This window comes from Mesorhizobium sp. B2-8-9 (genome assembly GCF_006439475.1).
Lineage (GTDB): Bacteria > Pseudomonadota > Alphaproteobacteria > Rhizobiales > Rhizobiaceae > Mesorhizobium.
Map to the genome: position 1 here is coordinate 98,233 of NZ_VFTQ01000017.1, position 21,448 is coordinate 119,680.

The following is a 21,448-nucleotide window of genomic DNA, read 5'->3' on the forward strand; positions in this document are numbered from 1 at the left end:
CAGCGACCCGGCTGAACCGCCGTTCGCTCTAAGCTCGAAGCAGATCCGCCAGGCTGTCGGACTTCTCCACCTTGTCGGTAAGGTCGAGTCCGGACAGCAGGTCGACCAGATGGCTGTTCATCAAGGCCGCGGCGTCGGCACTGTCGCCGACCTCGATCGCGTCGACCAGCGCGTGATGGGCGTGCTTCTCGCAGGTGGCGTCGCGGCGCTTCCAATAGAGCGCGATGACCAGCGAGGAGTGCGAGACGAGGTCGCGCACGAAATTGGTGAATACCGAATGCGCGGCGATCTCGGCGATGCCGACGTGGAAGCGCGCCGACAGCATGATGGCGTCGCTGTCGCGGCCGGCATGCAGCGCGTCGTGCTCCTTCTCCAGGTGTGACCGCAATTGCGCGATATCGGACGGCACCGCCGCCCTGGCGGCGAGCGCGGCCACCTTGGGTTCGATCAGCGCCCTCGCCTCGAACACTTCCCGCGCCTCGATCTTCGATGGCTGCGCGACGAAGGCGCCGCGATTTGGCTCCAGCCGTGCCAGCCGGTCATGGGCAAGGGCCTGCAGCGCGGACCGAACTACCGTGCGGCTCACCGAATAGATCGAGGCCAACTCGTCTTCCGGCAATTTGGTACCCGGCGCGAGACGATGGCTGACGATGGCGTCCCTCAGCCCATAATAGATCGGCGACCAGCGCGCCGCCGGCCTGTCGTCGCGATCTTCTTCCTTGAGTACCGTCAACATACTTTCAATGCGCGGGCCCGAAATGGCCCGATCTGCCCCCCAAATCGCCGGCAGCCCGTCCAATCTAGTACCGCTCGCGCGGCGGTCAATCCCACCTGCCCGGGCGCCGGCGGGTCGTCCGGCAGCATGAAGCCGCCTAGACAACCTCCGTGGGCGACAGCGGTGCGAACATGCCGGCGAACCGCTTGCCGCGCGGCGCGGCATAGCCGCCGATCTTCGATGTCCTCAAGCCCACCTTGCACAGGCTCTCGGCCAGCGTGACCGCGCAGACGACGCCATCGAGCACGGGGACCCCATGTTCCTCCGACAGGCTGTTGGCAAGGTCGGCCATGCCGGCGCAGCCAAGCACGATGGCTTCGGCGCGATCCTCGCTTATGGCGCGGGCGATCTCCTGCGATATCTTGTGCCTTGCATTCGAGCCCGGACGCTCGAGCTCGAGCACGGCGACTTCCGACGAGCGCACCTTGGCGCAGCGCGAGGCGAGACCGTATTTCGCCAGATTGTGCTCGATTGCGGGCACCGAGCGGGCAAGCGTGGTGACGACGCTGAACTTGCCAGCGATCAGGCTCGCCATGTGGAACGCGGCCTCGCCGATGCCGATGACTGGGGCTCCGCTGGCACAGCGCGCGGCGTCGAGCCCGGTGTCGTCGAAACAGGCAATCACATAGGCATCGGCCGCCGGCGCCTTGCTCATCTCGGCAATGATGCCCGGCACGGCGAAGACCTCGTCGAAGTAGCCTTCGATGCTTGGCGGACCATCGGCCGGATTGACCGCCATGACTTCGGTTCCCGCGGAGGCGACGCTTTGCGCCGCCTCGCAGATCTTGGCGGTCATCGAGGCGGTCGTGTTGGGGTTGATGACGAGAATGCGCATTGAATCAGCCTCAGATCTCACCACCGAGATAAAGACGCTTGACCCGGTCGTCGGTCAGCAATTCGGTGGAGTTGCCGCTCAGCGCGACACTGCCGGTGGTCAGCGCATAAGCGCGTTGCGAGATACGCAGCGCCATGCGCGAATTCTGCTCGACCAGCAGAACGCTGACCTTCTCATCGTGGTTGATGGCGACGATCGAGCGGGCGATGTCCTGGACGAGTTTTGGCGCGACGCCGAGCGACGGCTCGTCAAGCAGGAGGAGCTTCGGCTTCGCCATCAGCGCGCGGCCGATGACCAGCATCTGCTGTTCGCCGCCGCTCATCGTGCCGGCGGCCTGCGAGAAGCGCTCCTTCAGCCGCGGAAAGCGCCCCAACACCATCTCCATCGACGCGGCGATCTCGGATCTGCTGGTGCGGGTGAAGGCGCCCATCAGGAGGTTGTCCCTGACCGACATGAAGGGGAAGACGCGGCGCCCTTCCGGCACCATGGCAATGCCCATCTTGACGATCTCGTCGGGGGCGGCGCCGTCGATGCGCTTGCCGCCGTAATGGATCTCGCCGGACCTGATCTTGCGCAAGCCGGTGATGGCGCGAAGGATCGACGACTTGCCAGCGCCGTTGGCGCCGATCAGCGCGACGGTCTCGCCTTCATTGACCTCGAGCGACACGCCTTTCAGCGCGTAGACATGGTCGTAGTAGAGCTCGACATTCGCGAAGTTCAGGATCTGGTTCATAGGCCGATAGCCTCGTCTTCGCTGCCCAGATAGGCCTCGATCACCTTCTCATTGGCTTGGATCTCCGACGGCGTTCCCTCGGCGATCTTTTGCCCGAAATTGAGCACGACGACGCGGTCGGAAATCTTCATCACGGCCGGCATGTCGTGCTCGACAAGCAAGATGGTGAGGCCAAGATCGCGCAGGCGTCGCACCATCTCCACCATGCGCATCGTCTCGTCATGGTTCATGCCGGCGAAGGGTTCGTCGAGCAGCAGGATCGAAGGATTGGTCGCAAGGCCGATGGCGACACCCAGCGCGCGCAAATGGCCGTGCGGCAGGTTGCGGGCGGTCTCATTGGCGAGCGAGGAGAGGCCGAGCAGCGCCAGGATTTCGTCGGCGGAGGCGCCGAAGGCCACCTCGTCGGCCTTCGCCGCGCCGGTGCCGAGAAAGAAGCCGAGAAGGCTCGCCTTCGAGCGCAGGTGATGGGCGATGACGACGTTGTCGCGCACGCTCATGTTCTTGAAGATCGTGGTTTCCTGGAAGGTGCGCACGACTCCCTTGCGGGCGGCGATATGCGGCGCCATACCTGAGATGCGTTCGCCCTTCAGGCGCACCTCGCCCGATGTCGGCCTGAGGAACGACGAGATCAGCTTGAACAAAGTCGACTTGCCGGCGCCGTTCGGACCGATGACCGACAGGATCTCTTTCTCGCGCACCGAGAAGGAGATGTTGTTGACCGCGACGAGACCGCCGAAGCGCCTGGTTATGCCTGAGACTTCGAGCATTTCGGCCATCGCTCAACCCTTCTTCCGGGTCGTTTCGGCGAGGCTGAGCAGACCATTGGGCAGCACCAGCATCAGGACGATCATCAGGCCGGAATAGATGAGCAATTGGAATCGGCCGGTCTGGAACAGGAGGTCCCAGCCGAAATAGAGCACGAGCGTGCCGAGCATCGGACCGAACACATAGCCGAGGCCGCCGAGGAAACAGTTCAGCATGAAGTTGACGGAATCGGTGACGGTGAAGCTCGACGGATAGATCGATTGCGAGATGGCGGCAAAGATGGCGCCGGCCACGCCGCCGAAGAAGGACGACACGGCGTAGGCGATGATGCGCAGATAAGCGATATTGACGCCGATCGAGGAGGCCAGTTCCTCATTCTGCTGCAGCGACTGGCAAAGCTTGCCGATGCGCGAATTGACCAGCCGGTACATCACCCCGAAGCAGACCACCATCAGCGTGACCGCCAGAAGATAGAAGGCAAGCCGCGAATTCTGCAGCGCGGCGAAATCCGGAATGATGGTCAGGCCGAAGACCGACAGCGCGCCGGGCAGCGGGATGCTGACGATGCCCTTGGCGCCGTTGGTGATCGGCAGCGCCAGCGCGAGCAGCCGCGCCACCTCGGTCAGCACCAGCGTGACCATGGCGAAATAGACGCCACGCAGCCGCAGGATCGGCAGGCCGATCAGCACGCTCGCAGCGGCGCAAAAAAGTCCGGCCACCGGCAAGGTCAACCAGAACGACCAGCCATAGTTCATCACCAGTATGGCCGAGACATAGCCGCCCATCAGCGCGTAGGCGCCCTGGCCGATGTTGATGCGGCCGATGTAGAAGGTGAGCCAAACACCGGCGCTGGCGATGCTGAGCAACGCCACCGAGGTCAGCGTGTAATAGAGATCGAAGCGGCCGCTTGCCGAGATCGCGGCCGGCACGGCGATGAAGACGATCGCCAGGAAGGCCGCGACCGATGCGATTTTGATATTGCGGTTGCGGGTCATGGCGCCATCAACCCCACGGCTTGCCCATCAGCCCGTTGGGGCGGATCGACAGGAACACCATCAGGGCGGCGAAGATGACGAGATAGGTGATGTCGCCATATTCGCGCAGCACGGTGAGGCCGACCGACTCCATCATGCCGAGAATGAAGCCGCCGGCGATGGCCCCGCCGACGACGCCGGCGCCGCCGATCATCACCATCAGGAAGGCCTTGATGGAGATCGGCCCGCCGATGCCGGAATTGACGCCGGTGATGGTGACCAGCAGCCCGCCGACGACGCCCGCGAGCATGGCGCCCATGGCGAAACCGATCATCGAATAGCGATCGACGCGGACGCCCATCAGCTGGGCCGCGACGCGGTCCTGGGCAAGCGCGCGCATGGCGCGCCCGACCCGGCTGTACTGCATATAGAGCACGAAGGCGGCGATGAAGACAATCGCCAGCGCGCCGACGACGATGCGATCGTAAGGCATGATGATGCCGGCATCGTTGAAGACGCCCTTGACGATCTTGGGAACGCCGCGCTGCTTTTCGCCGAACAGAAGCAGGATGACGGCGTCGAAGAAAAAGGCCGTCGCGGCGGCGAGCAGCATCGTGCTTTCCTCGCGATGGCTGCGCCTGATGACGGTGCGGAAGAGGAATTTCTCCATCAGCGCGCCGATGACGGCGAGCGTGACGCCGGAGGCGAGCAGCGCCACCACGAAAGGCAGGCCGAGCTGGCCGTAGACGGTGTAGGTGATGAACCCGCCCAGCACATACATCTGCCCGTGGGCGAAATTGAGCACGTTCATCAGGGCGAAGATCAGGGTCAAGCCCAGCGCGATCAGCGCGTATTGGGCACCGAGATACAATCCGTTGGCGATGACCTGTTCCATGGATACCTTCGATCTTCCGCGGGGTCCCGCCTATCGGACCCCGCAGCAAGCTTGAGGAAATGACGCCCGAAGGTAGCGCTAGTCGACGGAGCCGACGAACAAGGTCTGGAAAGCGCCGTCCTTATATTCGTTGACCACCATCGGCACCGAAAGCTGGCGCTTCTGGCCGAAGGAGGTCATGCCGACATAGCTGAGCTTCGCGTCGCCCTTCAGGAAGGGATTGGGCGCCGAGAAAGTGTCCATGGTCTTCTTGAATTCCTCGACGTTGTTGATGGCCGCCGGATTGGCCTTCAAGGTCTCGATGATGTATTCGAGCGCATAGACCTTGGTGTTTGACTCGTCGTTGTATTCGCCGAACATCTTGGTGTAGCGGGCGACGAATTCCTTCATCGCGTCCGAGGCGATCTCCGGCGTGGAGGCGCCGCCGACGGAGATGAAGCCGTTGGCGTATTCGCCGGCGCCCTCTTCCAGGACCTTGGCGTCCTGCGCGGTTTCCGTCGAGATCAGGCCTTCATAGCCGAGCTCGCGGGCGGCGCGGATGAGCAGCGGCGCGTTGGCCGGGGCCACGCCGGACAGGACGAGCAGGTCGGGCTTCAAGGCGACGATCGGCGTCAGCACTGGCGTGAAGTCGCGGGTGTCGTTCTGGTAGGTGTCGTTCTGGGCGACGACTTCCAGTCCAAGTGCCTTCGCCGCCTCGACGCCGCTGTCGCGCTGGCTGAGCGGGTCGGATTCATTGGCCGCGACAAAGGCGATCTTCTTCACGCCTTTGTTTTCCTTGAGATATTTGTAGATCGCAGGGCCTGACTGATAGTTGGCGATCATCCCGAGCACCGCATTGGAGGCCGGCTTCTGGTAGAGCGCCTTGGGGAAAGCGTAGGGAAAATAAATGATGCCGTTGGCCTCGGCGACGGGGCGCACCGCGGCGGCGCCGTCATCGACATTCGGCCCGACGACATAGTGGATGCCTTCCTGCGCCATCTTCTCCATGCCGGCGATGGCGCGCTTGGGATCCTTCTGGTCGTCGAAGGTCACGATATTGATCTTGTAGGTGTCGTTGCCGATCTTGACGCCACCTGTCTCGTTGATCCAGGCGGCGCGGGTCTGCATCGAGCGCACGTTCGACGTGCCCCAGGCGGCAGCGGGGCCGCTGGTAACGCCGACGAAGCCGATCTTCAGTTCCTTGTTTTCAGCCTGCGCGGACGAAATGCCGAGAGCGGCAAGCGCCAGGGTCGAGACGGCGCCGAGCGCCATTGATTTCAGAGTCGAGCGACGGTTGATCATAGTTTCAGTTCCCCTTGGTTATCGCGCTTTGTGTTTTGCTCGTAGGCTGCGCGTATAGCGTAAGGGAAACCGGCCGAGGTCGATTGTCAACATCTTTCTTCATTATTGTATACAATGTCTGGATCGACTGTGTGCGATGACCCGCAGACCCGCGAGAGGATCGGTATTCAAAAGAGGCCACGTCCGGCCAACCACAGCCACCCCGGCGAACTCCGATAAGTTCGCAGAGACCATAACGCAAAGAGGGTCGAGGCTTGTCGAAAACGCTCCGAGGAACGCCGCCCCCAGGGAATCCTACTTCCCGCAATAGTTATCGTTGATGTAGTTCACCGCATTCGCGTCCGGTCCGACGCGGTGATACGCGCAGGCGCCCGCCGCCGTGGTGGTCATCTGCTGATCGTAATAGCGCGGACCGCCGAACAGCGTCTCGATGATGTCGTCGCTGGCTGGAACATAACGCTCCTGTTTGACGACGCGGTAGCGATGCTGTTCGCCAGCGGCGGCCGGGCCCGCCATCATGGCTGCTGCGGCAAGCACGAGCGCGGCGATTGCAAAATATTTCGTCATGGCAGCGACCTTCTGGCAATTCGGATCTGCAGCATAGCCAAAATCGCCAGTGGAACAAAAGTTCCCGTTTCGCACTCGCGGCCGGTGAGTTCCTCGACACAGAAATTTGTGCGATGCGCATCATGGATAGGGGAGCAGTTCGCGCTCGAGGTGTCGATCGATCGCCGCCACGTTCAGCAGCAGCATTTGAGCGACCAGCAAGGATGGGGTGCGACAAAAACCGCAGCCGAGACCAAGACTCCTGTATGTTCGCCCGATTGCGATCAAGGAATTAGGAAGGAGCTACCCCAATGGACTTGTTCAAACTGGATGGCGACGTCGCGCTGGTCACCGGCGCCGGTAGTGGCATCGGTCAGGCCATAGCGGTCGGTCTTGCTGAGGCCGGTGCCGACGTCGCGTGCTTCGGTCACGCCTCGAAGGGAGGGCTCGAGGCGACGGCCCAAAGGATCACCGCGCTGGGCCGCAAGGCGCTTGCGATAACCGGCTCGGTGACGTCGGAAACCGATCTCGCCACCGCGGTCGAGCGTATCGAAAAGGAGCTCGGCGCGCTTACGGTTGCCGTCAACAATGCAGGTATAGGCGGCGCGCACGCAGCCGAGACATTGCCGCTGGCCACGTGGGAAGAACTCTACGGCATCAATGTCGGCGGTGTGTTCTTGTCCTGCCAGGCCGAGGCTCGCGTGATGCTGCCGCGCCGCAAGGGATCGATCATCAACGTGGCCTCCATGTCCGGCTCGATCGTCAACCGTGGTCTCCTCCAGACGCACTACAACTCGTCCAAGGCAGCGGTCATTCACATGACCAAGAGCCTGGCGATGGAGTGGTCGGACCGCGGACTGCGGCTCAACGTGCTCAGCCCCGGATACACGCTGACCCCGATGAACCGGAGGCCGGAAGTGGCCGAGCAAGTGAAGAACTTCGAGCGCGATACGCCCATGGGTCGCCTCGCGGCACCCGAGGAGATGATAGGCCCGGCGGTGTTTCTGGCCAGTCGAGCCGCGTCTTTCGTCACCGGCATCGATCTTATCGTGGATGGCGGCTTTGTGTGCTGGTAGCAAAGCGGAGCACGGCGTGCTTCGTACTTAAATCGAAGGACGTCGCGGCCTTGGCAAAGGCCGCGGGAAACGCGTCGCGATCCGACCCGAAACCGGGATCCGCCGTTGCATTTGTGCCAGGTCGCCCGCCTTCTCAAGCGCAGCGGCCGGCAGTGGCTAGTTATGGTGGATTTCCGTGCCGAGCACCTTCAGACACTCACGAATGAAGGCAGCAAGTGCGGTCCACCCTTTGGCCGAAACCATCGTGCCGTCTACATAGGCGTCGGTGGGCGAGAGGTCGATATAGGTGCCGCCCGCAAGGGTGACTTCCGGCTCGCAGGCCGCCAGCGCACCGACCTTCTTGCCGCGCACGACACCATCCACCGCTATCAGAATCTGCACGCCGTGGCAGATCGTGAAGATCGGCTTCCCGGTCTCGTGGAAGTGGCGGACCATGGCCTGGACGCGCTTGTCGGTGCGGATGTATTCCGGTCCGCGGCCGCCGGCGCAGTAGACCGCATCATACTGGTCGATCTGCCTTTCCGCCTCCGAAAACGTCTTGTTGATCAGCGCGTAGTGTCCGGGCTTCTCGGTATAGGTCTGGTCGCCCTCAAAATCGTGCAGCGAGGTCTTGATCCGGTCTCCGGCGTTCTTGTCGGGGCACACGACATGGATGGTGTGGCCTACGGCTTCCATGGCCTGCTGATAGACGAAGATTTCGTATTCCTCGGTGAACTCTCCGGTCAGCATCAGTATCTTTTTGGCTGGCATGGTCTTCCTCTCGGTTGCGTGGCAGTGCAAGGCGCGCCTTGGGTTTTGGGCATCGGATTGTGGATGTCAGCAAAGGGCATGTTTCACCCGCTTGGAACGTCCGGCCGCCTATTCGAACGCAGGCAGGAGCCTGTCGCGCGAGTTCTCGATGTGCACCCGCATGGCCCTTCGCGCCGCGTTTGCATCGCCGGCTGCGAAAGCCGAGAGAATGGCTTCGTGCTCGTCGAGAGCCTCCTCGGTTACGCGCGAGTGGTACATCAGCCGGAAAATGTGAAAATGCGTGTGCTGGTGGTTCAGCGTCTCGCGGATGATCTCGTTCTGCGCGAACTCCATGATCTTGTCATGGAAGATCGCATCCTGGCGGGCGAAGTTGGAATAGCGAAGGCGCTCGTCCCTGCCCTCGCGGCGGGTCATGACCCCCGCCGCCTCTTGCAGGGCCGCCAGCCGGGCAGCGTCCAGGCCGGCCGCTGCCTTGGCCGCGGCGGCAGGCTCAAGCAAAAGGCGCAATTCGTAAAGCTCGTCAAAACGCCGGCGTGTGATCTGCGGTGCGGCGCGATAGCCGATCAGATGGGTCTTGATCACCAGGCCTTCGCCTTCCAGGCGCCCGAGAGCCTCGCGGATCGGCGTATGCGAGACATCCAGCTCCCGGACGAGATTGTCCACCGTAATCCGGGACCCCGGCGCGATCTTGAGCGACATGAGTTGCTGGAAGATCGCCTCGTAGACGTCTCCCGCGAGGCTGTTTGCGCGCTGAATTCTGCCTGTCGGCCGCGCGTCGTCATCAAGCTTCACATCGGGGTTCTGCATCTTTTTGCCTCTTGACAGGAAGGACCACTAACACGATGCTCCGGCCAATTCAATCCTATATCCTATACGATTTTATAGCGGATACGCCTAAATGGAAGCGATGGATCGCCGATCCATACTGGAAGGGCTCACTCGATGACCTTGTTCGCCGCGGCGCGATTGCCGCGTGAGATCTTGTTCGGCAAAGGCCAGCGCCAGGTGCTGCCGCACGTCGCATCCAGGCATGGCAAGCGCGCGCTCGTCTGCACGGACGAGCGCTTCGCGGCAACGGCCATATTCGGCGAGATGATGGCCGCGCTGAGCAATGCCTCGGTTGAAATCCTTGTCCATGACCGCACGCTGCCGGACGTGCCCCGGGAGAGCGTCGCGGTCTGTGTTGCCGAGGCGAAGGATTTCAAACCCGACATGGTCGTTGGGATCGGTGGTGGAAGCTGCCTCGACATGGCCAAATGCGCGGCGCTGCTGATCAGTCATGGCGGCAGGCTTCAGGACTATTATGGTGAGTTCAAGGTCCCGGGCCCAACGCTGCCGTTGATTGCCGTGCCGACCACCGCCGGCACCGGCTCGGAGGTGACGCCCGTAGCCGTCATTTCCGATCCGGAGCGCCTGCTGAAGGTTGGCATTTCAAGTCCCCACCTCATCGCCGCCGTCGCGCTGTGCGACCCGGAGCTGACCGCGACCTGCCCGCCCGCGCTCACGGCAATTGCCGGCGCCGATGCCCTGACGCACGCCATCGAAGCCTTTACGGCGGCGAGGCGCGGAACCGATCCGACACTGCCGCAGCAGCACGTCTTTGTGGGCAAGAGCGCGCTCACCGACCATTTCGCGCTATTGGCCGTCAAGCTTCTTGGCCGCAGCCTGGAAAGGGCCTACCGGGACGGTGCGGACGAGGATGCGCGCGCCGATGTAATGATGGGCGCCTTGGCGGCCGGCTGCGCCTTCGGCACTGCCGGAACGGCTGCCGCCCATGCCGTGCAGTATCCGGTTGGCGCGCTTACCCACACGCCGCATGGGTTGGGGGTGGCGACCATGCTTCCCTACGTGATGAACTACAACCTGCCCGCCGCCGCCAGCGAGTTTGCCGAGGTTGGTGCCGCGCTCGGTCTTCCCCATGCCGACATTGAACTCAAGGACAGGGCTTCCGCGACCATCGCAGAGGTCTCACGGCTTTTCGGCGCGATCGGCATCACACGGACGCTGGCCGAACTGGGTTTGCCTGCCGGCAAGATCGAGTGGACCGCCGAGCAGGCGCTTGGCATCGACCGCCTGATCAAGAACAACCCCCGCCCTTTCGACGCCGCCGCGATGCGACGGCTGGTGCAAGCGGCCTATGACGGCGACATGCCCGCCGTTCTGATGTGAAACAGGAGACACCTGATGAACGCTTCTCCAGGGCTTTTGGACGAGGACGAGGTCTCCGAATATGCCACGTTCTCACACGGGCTCTATATTGGCGGGCAATGGCGGCCCTCGTCGGACGGGCGCGTTATCGAGGTGGTCGATCCATCGACGGAATCCGTCATCGCAGCTGTTCCCGATGCTACGCTGGCTGACGCCGCGGCCGCCGTCGACGCCGCGGCCAAGGCGGCGGCTGCCTGGCGCGAAACTGCCCCACGCAAACGGTCGGAGATCCTGAGACGTTGCTTCGAACTGATGACCGAGCGGGCGGAAACGTTGGCCGTGCTGATTTCGCTGGAGAACGGCAAGGCGCTGCGCGATGCACGCGGCGAAGTCGCTTATGCGGCCGAGTTCTTTCGGTGGAACGCCGAGGAAGCGGTTCGCATCAGCGGCGAGTTCGGCCTTGCGCCTTCCGGCGCAAACCGCATCGTCGTCGACTACCAGCCGATAGGCATATGTGTGCTGATCACGCCATGGAATTTTCCAGCCGCCATGGCCACTCGCAAGATCGCGCCGGCGCTCGCGGCCGGTTGTACCGTGATCCTGAAGCCCGCCAGCGAAACGCCGCTGACTGCCTATGCGCTTGCCGCGCTGTATGAGGACGCCGGCGTCCCGCCCGGTGTCGTGAACGTTCTCACCACGTCCAATCCGGGACCGCTGACTGCTGCCATGCTGGCCGACCCGCGAGTGCGCAAACTCTCGTTCACCGGCTCCACCGGCGTTGGGCGCGTTCTTCTGGCCGAAGCCGCCAGGCACGTCATCTCCTGTTCGATGGAGCTTGGCGGCAACGCTCCCTTTGTCGTGTTCGACGACGCCGACCTGGAGGCCGCGCTCGACGGAGCGATGATTGCCAAGATGCGCAACGCCGGCGAAGCATGCACTGCCGCCAACCGGCTTTATGTCCAGGCGGGTATCCATGAAGCGTTCGCGGAGGGACTGCGCAAGCGCATGGCCGCCCTCAAGGTAGGCCCCGGCACGGACGTCGAGACCGAATGCGGCCCGATGATCACTCGCAAAGCCATCGAGAAAATCGACCGGCTCGTCAAAGACGCGGTTCGTCGCGGTGCAAAGGTGCTGTGCGGAGGCGCAGCCTCGGATGACAAGGGCTATTTCTACCCGCCGACGGTTCTTTGCGACGTTGCCCCGGATGCGGAGATGGCGCACGAGGAAATATTCGGTCCCGTCGCTCCAATCATGCGCTTCGACGATGAGGCCGAAGTCATCGCGCGCGCCAACGACACCGAATACGGGTTGGCGGCCTACATCTACACGCGCGATCTGGCCAAGGGCATGCGCGTGGCATCAAGGATCGAGTCGGGTATGATAGCGCTGAACCGGGGCCTGATGTCCGACCCTGCGGCTCCCTTCGGCGGCGTCAAGCAGAGCGGTCTGGGACGCGAAGGCGGGCAAAAGCACGGCATCAGCGAGTTCCTGGAAGCCAAGTATATCGCCGTGACGATGTGAGGGTGCAGGCGTGACCAGGGATCCCTTTCGCATCCGCGACCACGTTACGGAGTTCGACGATATCGTCGCCGAGATCGTTCGCCGCAGCGCGGAGACCCGGGCGAAAATCCCGATCGTCGCCGATGTCGCCTACGGACCGGACGCCGCCGAAACCGTCGATCTGTTCTTTCCCCTGGGAAAACGCGATCGCCTGCCGGTGCACATGTTCATCCACGGCGGCTACTGGCGCATGTTCTCCAAGCGCGATTATTCCTATGTCGCGGACACGGTGACGCGGGCGGGCGCGATCGCGATCATCGTCGACTATTCACTGATGCCCTCGGTGAGGATGGCCGCCATCGTCGAGCAGGTGCGCCGAGCCAAGCGTTGGGTGCTCGAGCACATCGCCGAGCATGGCGGCGATTGCGGCCGCCTGACGGTCAGCGGGCACTCCGCCGGCGCCCATCTGGCGACGATGCTGTTCAACGATGACGGCCGATCATCAAGCGTCAAAGGCGCGCTGCTGCTTGGCGGCTTGTACGAGCTGAAGCCTCTGCAGACCTCCTTCCTTGCCGCCGAGATCGCCATAACGGACGAGGAGGCCGCCAGCCTGTCGCCGCTGACACATCGCTTCGATCCCGCCGTAGAGGTCGAGATTGCGGTTGGAGCCGAGGAAACGCCGCCGTTCCACAGCCAGGCCGAGGCATTTGCGAAGCTTTTGCGAAAACAAGGGCTGGCAGTGTCTCAAATCGCCCTCTCCGGTGCCAATCACATGAGCAGCGTTCGCGACCTTGGAGTGAGTGGAACCGAGGCATCGGATCATCTGGCCAAGCTCATCGCCACATAGAGCCCTATCCAGATACGGGCCGCTGGCCTGCGAAGTGGAATGCTGCGCTCAATCCCGCTCAAGCGGCGCAGGCCGCAAGCGCGCCGGCTGCATGGGGCGGCTATGGCGACAAAAGCGTCAAACCGTAAGAGACCGTAGCCGCTCAAAAAGTTCTCCGCCTTGAAGGTTGCCATCGCCCGAACGTCAGATGCGCAAGCGTCCCCGGCGACCTGCCACGCGTCAGTCGCGCGATATGGACAGCCCGGCGAGAAGCGGCGCGTGCGCGGCAAGCCTGCGGGATATGAACTCGGTGAAGAGCCGCACGCGCTTCGTCTTGCGGGACTCCCCCTGCGTGAGAAGCCAGAGCGTTCCGTACATGTGCAGGTCGGTTCCCGGCACGCGCTTGGCGCGACAGAGAAACATTGTGCGCCTTCGAGCGCTTCATCCGCTCCTTGTGGACTGTCCACACCGCGGGCCCTTCCAAGGAAGGCAGCCAGTTCGACGAGGTCTAGCCACCGGTCACCAAGTCGCTGGCCGGCTCAGATCTCGAGCAGCGCATAGGGCCGGCCCGTCGGCTTCGCGACGTGCATGGCGACATTGTAGACTTTCGCGCCGCCGGGAGTTTGACCTTCGAAGGTGCCTCGATGCGCGTGACCATGCACGACGGCGCTCACCTTGAACCGGTCGATCGTTTCGGCCAGCCGGGAAGAGCCGAGGAACGGGAAGATTTCAGGCGGCTCGCCAGCGACCGTTTCCGCGATCGGGGCGTAGTGAAGCACAACAAGCGTCCGCTTGGCGCGGACTTGCCGCATGGCATTTTCCAGCCGCATCGCCTCGCTGACGCTCTCGGCCACCATGGCCTTGATTGCCGGCTCACCGAAGGACCCGAGCATCCTCGAGCCGAACCCGCCAACAAAACCTTTGACGCCGACAAAGCCGACTTCCATCAGTTCCGTCGCCTGTCCGTCGAGGAGGTAAACACCGGCCTGGCGAAGTGTCGCCGCAATCTGCTCGGCGCAACCGGATTCGTAGTCGTGGTTGCCGAGCACCGCGACCACGGGAATCGAGCAGGCCCGGAGATCCTCCGCCAAAAGCTCGGCCTCCTTCGGCTTGCCGAGATTGGTGAGGTCGCCGGTAAGCACCAGGACGTCGGCTTCGCGCGAAACCTCGCCGAACAGGTCGCGATGGGAGGTCTGGGCATCTTCCTGAACATGCAGATCGCCCACCGCGGCGACTTTGATTTTGCCGTTTCCGTTCGTTTTGCTTGCCCTGCTTTGTTCAGCCATCGTGAAATTCTCCAACGCCGCCGACACCGGCAAAGCCCCATTCCTTGACATCGATCTCATAGTCGACCTGCGACAGCAGTCGGCCGCGGCAGATCTTCATCCTCGGTGAAGGCAATTGCCGCTGCCTGGCGAGCCGGTCGAGCAGATCGTCAAGCAACCAGTCGGGAATGCGGTCGCGTTCGCTGGGATAAATCCAGCGGAAATTCAGCAACTGCATCAGCAGCACCTCCCAGTGGATGTCGAGATAAGACAGCAGCCTTTGCCAGTCGATCTGCTCATGTGCCTTGAGGATGGTATGGGCGATATCGGCGCCGTCGTGCCGTCCCCTGTCCTGGATGAAGCATTTCGACCAGATAAGTTCCGTAGGTCCGATGATCCTGACCCGGCTGCCCAGCAGCTCGACCTGCCGGGCATGCTCCAGCCACTGGTCCTCGACCTGCATGGTGCCGTTGGCGGAAGCAAAGATCACGTCGAAGAAATGCGGACCTTCGAAGACCTTGCCCAGCCAGCGATCGTCCTCGATCACGACGGCGTAGCCGATATCCTTGAAATGGGCGAGGATGCGCGGACAATCGCCTGCCTTGCAGAAGATATCGAGGTCCTTGGTCTGGCGCACGACGCCGGTATAGGCACTCACCGCATATGTCCCGGCAACCAGAAAAGGAATGTCGGTGGCGGCGAGCTCGCGGATCGCGTGGGTATAGAAAGCTTCCGCCTCCGCGCTCTTCAGCGTCGGCTCCGCCTTGGCGTCGATCACAGGCAGCGTCGCCAGCACGCCCGGCAACTCGTCATCGGCCATCGACCGTTGCTCCGAGCTCAAATCTTCATCCGGGATGTAAACAGCAACCTGACCGGCTGGTTCCGTTGCCGGCGACTGTGGGTGAGCCTCACCTCAGTCCCCTTGCTTGCGGTATAGGCGCTCGGTTGCACGATCGCTCTCGCGGCGTTCGGCCGGTCCTCGATGCCGTCGGGTCAAAAGAGCATAAACGAGCACAAGCAGGAGAATAATCGGCCCGCCGATCACGACGAAGGCCCACAGATCGATACCGAGCATGGCTTTTCCTTCCCGGTTGGAGGCGGTCGGTCGTCCGGCTAACCGAGTTGGCGGCCAAATGTTCCGCCCACCGTCCCTGCGAGGCGACAGTTAAGCCGATCTCGCTTCACGGCGGCGCCCATGCTCGACGAGACGGAACGTAGCGGTCGCGTCCATGTTTACTGAAGAAGCGCGCTTTCCATGGAGAATGGGATCGCTAAAGGCCTTCCGCAGGCATTGCGGAGCCATTGAAAGCCCGGTCTGCTTATCCTCGTTGGTGACACAGGAGCGCAGACCGGGCCTGCCTCGGTGAGGGAACTAAGGCCGCCGCAGTCTGCGCCACGATCGGTCGCGCCGCCTTAACATAGGTTGTTGTCGCAAACGCCGATTGAAGGATGATGCCGTGTCCGATCACCGTTTCAGCGGCAAAGCGGCCATGCGCTATCGCAGCAAACGTTTTCGCAAACCGGTCGTGGTGCAGCCAGGTCGCATCGACCGTGACCGCGTCGTCGTGTCGGTGCTGGATGCGGCTGACGTGCTTTTGCACGATTGGCCCAAGCCTCATTTGAGGACACGGCGCCGCGCGATCCAGGCCTGCCTTGCGGTGTTGCGCAATCAGGAGCCACCAAGGGTCGCACGCCAGGCTTTCATCGCTGCTGCCGAGGACGCCAGAATATTGCTTGGCGACCAGAGCTGAGATCAGACGCATCCCGGGTCCGCCATGGGCGAGCCGAGATTTTGCCCGCCCCGATCTGAGCCAGCAGCCCAGCGGGATCGTTCCAGCAAAAAGGCGGCTCCCCGCGATGGCCATGCCGTTTCTCCGATCAGGCGCTCGGTACGCCGGCGGGTGCGAGGGGGGACTTCCGAACCGCACCGAGCCGCATGTTCCGTGCAGCGGCCGACGGAACGTTTACCGGCGGACGTTGTTCTTCAACCAGGAGGAACGGTGATGGCCGACGACAAGAACAAGCGCGATTTCCGCGACCGCGACCGCGTATCGGGCGATGAAGAATATGAGGTCGCGTATTTCGCACGGAAATTCCAGCTGACGATGCCCGAAGCCCGGGAGCTTATTCGCAAACACGGCAATGACCGCGCGACGCTGGAGCGCGAAGCCAAGGCGCTCGGTTCCCGTTAGCCCGGAATGACCTGGCGCGGATGCGTCTGGCTGAAGCCGCAGGCGAAGGGAATGCGCGCGCAAAGCCAGTGTGATTGATCGAAGCGCCAACGTCTCCAGACGTGTCGTTGCACCGTCGAAGCTTCAAAGAATTTTCCCGACTCCCTCTCATGGGTTAATGCGCGACCGCGAGACCGGGAGCATTCGTTGGCTGCAAGAGAATAAGCGCGGCTTAGGGAGGTGCGGCGTGATCAAATATCATCCTGTCCGGCTGAACGAACTCATCGAGCACTATATGGAAACGCGTTCCTCGCACCGCTCGCCGGTGTCGGTGGCCGCGGCCACGCGGGCCATCCTGACTGTCATGCCGGATTGCTCGATAGAGTCTCCTCAATTGAGCAACATGATCGCGCGGTCGGCCGTCAAGCATGGACACGCCGTCAGCTTCGACTTGATGTCGGTCTAATCCGGCGAGGATCTCTCAAGGGGCCGCAAGGCCGGCGCGCCATGTCCAGCGGGTGACGCTCCGGATTGGTCGGCAGTGGGCTTGTCCAGCTGCGATTGGCAACACGAGAGGGGCGCGGCCGCGTCGTAGCCGGTGGCGCACACCCGCGGCAGCCGCTTCTCAGCGCTTGGCTCACGACGCACGATCAATCGGCGGTCCGGCCGTCGAGATCGGTCATGCCCATTTCGACGCGATCTTGACCAGGCGCTTCCAAGGCCTCGTGCCTGGCCGCGACGGGATCAATAGCCGTGAAACCGAGCGCGAAAATCGCGGCTGTGGTATCCTGCTCAGGAAAATACGCGTCTCCAGGACGGTGCGCGAGCATCGGCGACTTTCTCGTCCATATGCGCTTCCTGCGCGCAGTCGTCCGCGGCAAATGGACGTTAACATAGGTAAGGTCGTTGCCCGATCGTTCTGTGTATCACGGACAAGAAGGATAAGGATGAGGCGGCCTCTGATCCGGAAGCTCGAGAAGTTCACGCGGCTTTCGCACGCCGACAAGGACATGCTGCTCAGAATAGCGGCGCAACGGGTTCGACGTTTCGCCGCGCGCGAGGATATCATCCACGAGGGCGAGAAGCCCGAATTCATCAATCTGATCAGCGAGGGCTGGGCCTGCCGCTACAAGACCCTCGAAGACGGCCGGAGGCAGATCATCGCATTTTTCCTGCCTGGGGACCTGTGCGATCTGAATGTCTTCGTCCTGAAGGAAATGGACCACTCTATCGGCGCCATCACGCCGGTCGTGGTGTCGGAAATCTCGCGCACGGCCTTCGACGAAATGATGATCGGGCATCCGCGCATCACCCAGGCACTGTGGTGGGAATCGCTCGTCGCAGCGGCGATACAGCGCGAGTGGACGGTCAACCTCGGTCAGCGCGATGCACTGGAGCGCATGGCGCATCTATTATGCGAGCTGTTCATCCGGCTGGAGGCCGCCGGCTGCACGAGCAACAGCAGTTGCGAGTTCCCGCTGACGCAGACAGAACTGGGCGAGACGCTGGGCATGTCGACGGTTCATGTGAATCGCACCCTGCAGGAGCTGCGCGCCTCGAACCTCATCGTGCTGAAGGACAGGACGCTGACCATTCCCAACCTTCAAGCATTGCAGGACGTCGCCCTGTTCAATCCCAATTATCTGCATCTCGATCGCGAAGGCAGGCATCTCGATGCCAATGAAGAGTGATGTCAAAGGGTCCGCCCAAAGAGCCGCTTGAACGCAGCCTGGCCGAGGTCCAGGCGGCCCTGCACGAGCATGCGAGTGCCGAAGCCGGGCTGCGCGCAAGCGAGGAGAACCTGCAGGATTTCGGAGAGGCCGCCTCGGACGTGCTTTGGATCCGCAACGCCGAGACGCTGCAGTGGGAATATCTGAGCCCGGCTTTCGACGCCATTTACGGCATGAGCCGTGAAAAGGCCCTGGCCGGCGACAACTTCGCCAGCTGGATCGACCTTGTCCTGCCTGAAGACCGCGAGCATGTGCTGGCCCAGATCGAGCGCATTCGCGACGGCGAAAGCGTCACCTTCGAATACCGTATATGCCGGCCGGCCGACAATGAGATACGCTGGCTGCGCAACGCCGATTTTCCGATGCGCGATGAAGCGGGAAAGGTCGCCCGGATCGGGGGCATCGGCCACGACATCACGCGTCAGAAGGAATGCGAGGAACAACACCAGGCCCGCTTCGCCGAATTGCAGCATCACGTGCGCAACACGCTGGCCATCATCCGCTCGATCGTGCGGCGCACGATGGAGAAGAGCGAATCCCTGGACGAAGCCGCGGCCCATCTGGAAGGCCGCATCAACGCCTTCGCCCGGGTCCAGGCGGCCATCACACGCCGCCCGTCGATCGGCATCAGTCTGGCATTGATCGTGGCGGAAGAATTGCGTGCTGCGGGCGGCCGGGAAGGCGAGAACCTGACGATCGAAGGTCCGGCCTTGACGCTTGCACCCAAGGCCGCCGAGACAATGGGGCTGGCCATTCACGAGTTAGCGACCAACGCCCTGAAATACGGAGCACTGTCTAGACGCGCAGGCCGCATCGACATCCAATGGCAGCTGAAAGAGGACCTGCTCCATTTCAAATGGATGGAGAGCGGATCCCACGATTTCAAACCCGTCGAGCGGCGCGGCTTCGGCTTGGAGGTCCTGGAGGGCACCTTGCCCTACGAACTCGGAGCGACAGTGGACTTGCGGCTCGCTCCGAGCGGGCTCAATTTCACGGCTGCCATTCCGCTCGAGGCCATAGGCGGCCAGTAGCACGACCACAGGCCGTCGGAGACATGGTTGCCGCCCTTTCGAGATTAGGCGCGATGACCCGTCAGCTGCTTCTCAAAAAGCGAGCCTCGTCCTCGTCCCTTTGCCGGCCGCCAAGCACTCCCGCAACGGCCGCGATGAAGGCGCCGATCACCAGCGACAATGCACCAACCAGAGCAGTGGTGGCGCTTGCCTTGCGGGCCTTGTCGGCGGCCGCCTTGGCTTTGTTCTTGGCTTCCTCGACGCTGGCGAGGACCTCGTCCACCCGCTTCTGCGCATCGGCTTGTGGCAGGCCCGTCCGCGATGCCACCAGGCGGGCAAGATATGCCTTGTCATTCGCGCTCATTTCGCCGTTCGCAGCGCTGATTGCCAGTATGCGTGTTGCCTGCCCAGCGGCATCGGCATTGTTCTGAGGCGTGCCGGCCGGTGGTGGTGCAGCGGCTGCGTTATCGGCCGGCCGGAACAACGCGTCGACGAAATATCCAGCCAAATCATTGGCGGATGGCGACTGCGCCGACGAGGCCTGCGAAGCTGCACCGGCTGCGGCGCCGCTCAACAAGCCGGTCGTCGCCTGGGCGCCAGTGCCGACAATTCCCGAGATCGCCGTACCAAGGACGGTGGCCACCAGCAAGGTGGCAAGCGCCCAGGCCAGGAACCCGTGAGCGGTATCGCGGAAATACACCTCATCGGTATGAACGTTGACCCACTTGGTGCGAAGCCGTCCGGCAACATAGCCGCCAAGCGCGGATGACAGCCATTGCACTATGACCAGCCAGACCGCGGTCGACACGGCGAAAGTCGTCAGCGAAGCGCCGCCCCAGGGCGACATCATCGTCAGACCAAGCCCGGAACCGACGAGCATGAGGACGAGCGTCAGAGTGGCCGCGGCGAAAGCGCCCGCCACGATGGGTCCCCAATTGACGGCAGACGAAGATGTTTCGACCGCGGCTTCGTCGACCGCGGAAAAGGCATTGGTCATTGCCCGCTCCTACCGCGCGAAAAGCATCAAAAGGATAATGATCGGAATCGGAACGCCGAGCAGCCAGAGTAGAATACCTCGTCCCATTTGTTCCTCCTGCAAGTAATCTTCAGTGCTTGTAGGTAATTCCCGGATTCGGCTTTCGTTCCACCCGCGAGCAGAGCTCTGAGACAAAGGCCGGTTTCGCCTCGACTCCGAGCGCTTGATTGAAGCAAAGGCCCGTCTCCGTTGTGAAAAAGGGCCGATCCTCATCGACGAATTCACCGGCTCCTCTCTTGCCCGCTGACCGGGCTTCGCCATGGTCGACCGATCAGAAACCCGCCCGGCCAGAGCTGGCGGATTCCATTTTGGCCTTTTGAAACGCCACAAGTCTGTCGCGGAACAAAGGCCGGGAATAGCGGTTCGGGCCCGATCAAACAGCAAGGAGCCTTCAGCCATGAGCTTGCGTATGTTGCTCGTTCCATCGACGGCCGTCGCGTTGATGCTTGCCCTTCCGGCCTTCGCGGCCGACGACGCGCAGACCTTCGTCGACAAGGCTGCCATCGGCGGGATGTTCGAAGTGGATTCCAGCAAGATCGCGCAAGACAATGCGAAGGATCAGCAGATCAAGGATTTCGCCAAGCGGATGATCACCGACCACGGCGCGGCGAACGCCAAACTGCAGAAGATCGCCGCCGAGCAGAAATTGCAGGTACCGACGGGATCCGATGCGGAGCATAAGAGCGATCTGGAACGGTTGCAGAGCACGACGGCCTCGCTGGATCAGCCTTACGTGGAGATGCAGCGCAAGGCACATGCGGACGCGGTCGGCCTGTTCGAGGCCTACGCCAAGGACGGAGACAATCCCGCGCTCAAATCTTTCGCGGCGGAAACCCTGCCGACACTGAAAATGCATCAGGACATGATCGAGAAGATCGCCCGCGCCAGCGCGAGCATGCCGGCGGTCAAATCGGCATCGACACCCAACCCACCCGCTCCGGTTCCCGGCGCAAACAGCTTCACCGAGGCGCAGGCGAAGAAGCGCATCCAGGATGCCGGCTATGCGGACGTGTCAGCGCTCGCCAAGGACGAGCAGGGCATCTGGCGTGGCCAGGCGACGAAGGACGGCAAGGGCACCTCCGTTGCACTCGACTATCAGGGCAACGTCTTCGCCGGCCAACAATAGACAGGA

The 21,448-nt window shown here is 62.6% G+C and carries 24 protein-coding genes and 1 pseudogene; 10 read left to right on the top strand and 15 right to left on the bottom strand.

Annotation, left to right across the window (positions count from 1 at the left end; all coding sequences use genetic code 11):
• Positions 1–28: 28 nt before the first annotated feature.
• From FJ423_RS20395 to FJ423_RS20430, 8 genes are all read right to left on the bottom strand, one after another.
• Positions 29–736: a GntR family transcriptional regulator gene (locus FJ423_RS20395; RefSeq protein WP_140844329.1), complete on the bottom strand. Its 708-nt coding sequence runs from the start codon at positions 734–736 to the stop codon at positions 29–31.
• Between the two features lie 136 nt (positions 737–872).
• Complete coding sequence (locus FJ423_RS20400) at positions 873–1,610, bottom strand: aspartate/glutamate racemase family protein (RefSeq protein ID WP_140844331.1); 738 nt, start codon at positions 1,608–1,610, stop codon at positions 873–875.
• A gap of 10 nt (positions 1,611–1,620) precedes the next feature.
• Positions 1,621–2,343 carry an ABC transporter ATP-binding protein gene (locus FJ423_RS20405; protein ID WP_140844334.1) on the bottom strand — a complete coding sequence of 241 codons (723 nt, stop codon included), beginning with the start codon at positions 2,341–2,343 and terminating at the stop codon, positions 1,621–1,623.
• On the bottom strand, positions 2,340–3,119 hold the full coding sequence (locus FJ423_RS20410; protein WP_140844336.1) for an ABC transporter ATP-binding protein: 780 nt from the start codon (positions 3,117–3,119) through the stop codon (positions 2,340–2,342). The genes FJ423_RS20405 and FJ423_RS20410 overlap by 4 nt, the downstream gene beginning before the upstream one ends.
• Before the next feature lie 3 nt (positions 3,120–3,122).
• A complete protein-coding gene (locus FJ423_RS20415; protein ID WP_140844339.1) occupies positions 3,123–4,103 on the bottom strand; it encodes a branched-chain amino acid ABC transporter permease in 981 nt (326 codons plus the stop codon).
• A gap of 7 nt (positions 4,104–4,110) precedes the next feature.
• On the bottom strand, positions 4,111–4,977 hold the full coding sequence (locus tag FJ423_RS20420; RefSeq protein WP_140844341.1) for a branched-chain amino acid ABC transporter permease: 867 nt from the start codon (positions 4,975–4,977) through the stop codon (positions 4,111–4,113).
• Between the two features lie 78 nt (positions 4,978–5,055).
• Positions 5,056–6,258 carry an ABC transporter substrate-binding protein gene (locus FJ423_RS20425; RefSeq protein WP_095768827.1) on the bottom strand — a complete coding sequence of 401 codons (1,203 nt, stop codon included), beginning with the start codon at positions 6,256–6,258 and terminating at the stop codon, positions 5,056–5,058.
• A 294-nt stretch (positions 6,259–6,552) separates the two neighbouring features.
• The gene (locus FJ423_RS20430; RefSeq protein WP_095768828.1) at positions 6,553–6,825 is read right to left on the bottom strand and encodes a hypothetical protein; all 273 of its coding nucleotides are present in this window, start codon (positions 6,823–6,825) and stop codon (positions 6,553–6,555) included.
• A gap of 290 nt (positions 6,826–7,115) precedes the next feature.
• Here FJ423_RS20430 and FJ423_RS20435 point away from each other — a divergent pair, with 290 nt between their 5' ends.
• A complete protein-coding gene (locus tag FJ423_RS20435; protein ID WP_140844343.1) occupies positions 7,116–7,880 on the top strand; it encodes an SDR family oxidoreductase in 765 nt (254 codons plus the stop codon).
• Between the two features lie 156 nt (positions 7,881–8,036).
• On the opposite strand, the gene FJ423_RS20440 is transcribed toward FJ423_RS20435, so the two are convergent.
• On the bottom strand, positions 8,037–8,630 hold the full coding sequence (locus tag FJ423_RS20440) for a DJ-1/PfpI family protein (protein WP_095768830.1): 594 nt from the start codon (positions 8,628–8,630) through the stop codon (positions 8,037–8,039).
• A gap of 108 nt (positions 8,631–8,738) precedes the next feature.
• Entirely contained in the window at positions 8,739–9,437 is a 699-nt protein-coding gene (locus FJ423_RS20445; RefSeq protein WP_095768831.1) for a GntR family transcriptional regulator, read from the bottom strand.
• 135 nt (positions 9,438–9,572) lie between these two features.
• Here FJ423_RS20445 and FJ423_RS20450 point away from each other — a divergent pair, with 135 nt between their 5' ends.
• From FJ423_RS20450 to FJ423_RS20460, 3 genes are read left to right on the top strand one after another with little or no spacing between them, the layout of a single operon-like run.
• Positions 9,573–10,799: an iron-containing alcohol dehydrogenase gene (locus FJ423_RS20450; RefSeq protein WP_140844345.1), complete on the top strand. Its 1,227-nt coding sequence runs from the start codon at positions 9,573–9,575 to the stop codon at positions 10,797–10,799.
• 15 nt (positions 10,800–10,814) lie between these two features.
• Positions 10,815–12,299, top strand: a complete 1,485-nt coding sequence (locus FJ423_RS20455; protein WP_140844347.1) for an NAD-dependent succinate-semialdehyde dehydrogenase — start codon at positions 10,815–10,817, stop codon at positions 12,297–12,299.
• Between the two features lie 10 nt (positions 12,300–12,309).
• Positions 12,310–13,125, top strand: coding sequence for an alpha/beta hydrolase (locus FJ423_RS20460; RefSeq protein WP_140844349.1), 816 nt, complete (start codon positions 12,310–12,312; stop codon positions 13,123–13,125).
• 219 nt (positions 13,126–13,344) lie between these two features.
• Here the strand turns inward: FJ423_RS20460 and FJ423_RS20465 are convergent.
• The 4 genes and pseudogenes from FJ423_RS20465 to FJ423_RS33615 all read right to left on the bottom strand — a co-directional run.
• Positions 13,345–13,506: pseudogene (locus FJ423_RS20465) on the bottom strand (LysR family transcriptional regulator); the annotation flags it as partial.
• A gap of 137 nt (positions 13,507–13,643) precedes the next feature.
• A complete protein-coding gene (locus tag FJ423_RS20470) occupies positions 13,644–14,390 on the bottom strand; it encodes a metallophosphoesterase (RefSeq protein ID WP_140844352.1) in 747 nt (248 codons plus the stop codon).
• Positions 14,383–15,189 (bottom strand): hypothetical protein, encoded by an 807-nt coding sequence (locus FJ423_RS20475; RefSeq protein WP_095768838.1) that lies wholly within the window; start codon positions 15,187–15,189, stop codon positions 14,383–14,385. The genes FJ423_RS20470 and FJ423_RS20475 overlap by 8 nt, the downstream gene beginning before the upstream one ends.
• Positions 15,190–15,282: 93 nt before the next feature.
• Positions 15,283–15,444: a hypothetical protein gene (locus FJ423_RS33615; protein WP_181174855.1), complete on the bottom strand. Its 162-nt coding sequence runs from the start codon at positions 15,442–15,444 to the stop codon at positions 15,283–15,285.
• A gap of 367 nt (positions 15,445–15,811) precedes the next feature.
• On the opposite strand from FJ423_RS33615, the gene FJ423_RS20480 reads away from it, so the two are divergent.
• The 5 genes from FJ423_RS20480 (at position 15,812) to FJ423_RS20500 (ending at position 19,301) form a co-directional block, all read left to right on the top strand.
• The gene (locus FJ423_RS20480; RefSeq protein ID WP_224632579.1) at positions 15,812–16,120 is read left to right on the top strand and encodes a DUF982 domain-containing protein; all 309 of its coding nucleotides are present in this window, start codon (positions 15,812–15,814) and stop codon (positions 16,118–16,120) included.
• Positions 16,121–16,372: 252 nt separating this feature from the next.
• Positions 16,373–16,561 (top strand): DUF3606 domain-containing protein, encoded by a 189-nt coding sequence (locus tag FJ423_RS20485; protein WP_095768840.1) that lies wholly within the window; start codon positions 16,373–16,375, stop codon positions 16,559–16,561.
• 226 nt (positions 16,562–16,787) lie between these two features.
• Positions 16,788–17,006, top strand: coding sequence for a hypothetical protein (locus tag FJ423_RS20490; RefSeq protein ID WP_140844354.1), 219 nt, complete (start codon positions 16,788–16,790; stop codon positions 17,004–17,006).
• Between the two features lie 481 nt (positions 17,007–17,487).
• Positions 17,488–18,231: a Crp/Fnr family transcriptional regulator gene (locus FJ423_RS20495; protein WP_140844586.1), complete on the top strand. Its 744-nt coding sequence runs from the start codon at positions 17,488–17,490 to the stop codon at positions 18,229–18,231.
• Positions 18,231–19,301: an HWE histidine kinase domain-containing protein gene (locus FJ423_RS20500; RefSeq protein WP_140844358.1), complete on the top strand. Its 1,071-nt coding sequence runs from the start codon at positions 18,231–18,233 to the stop codon at positions 19,299–19,301. The genes FJ423_RS20495 and FJ423_RS20500 overlap by 1 nt, the downstream gene beginning before the upstream one ends.
• A 61-nt stretch (positions 19,302–19,362) precedes the next feature.
• On the opposite strand, the gene FJ423_RS20505 is transcribed toward FJ423_RS20500, so the two are convergent.
• Positions 19,363–20,277, bottom strand: coding sequence for a hypothetical protein (locus FJ423_RS20505; RefSeq protein ID WP_140844363.1), 915 nt, complete (start codon positions 20,275–20,277; stop codon positions 19,363–19,365).
• 436 nt (positions 20,278–20,713) lie between these two features.
• On the opposite strand from FJ423_RS20505, the gene FJ423_RS20515 reads away from it, so the two are divergent.
• Positions 20,714–21,442, top strand: coding sequence for a DUF4142 domain-containing protein (locus tag FJ423_RS20515; protein WP_140844375.1), 729 nt, complete (start codon positions 20,714–20,716; stop codon positions 21,440–21,442).
• Positions 21,443–21,448: the final 6 nt, after the last annotated feature.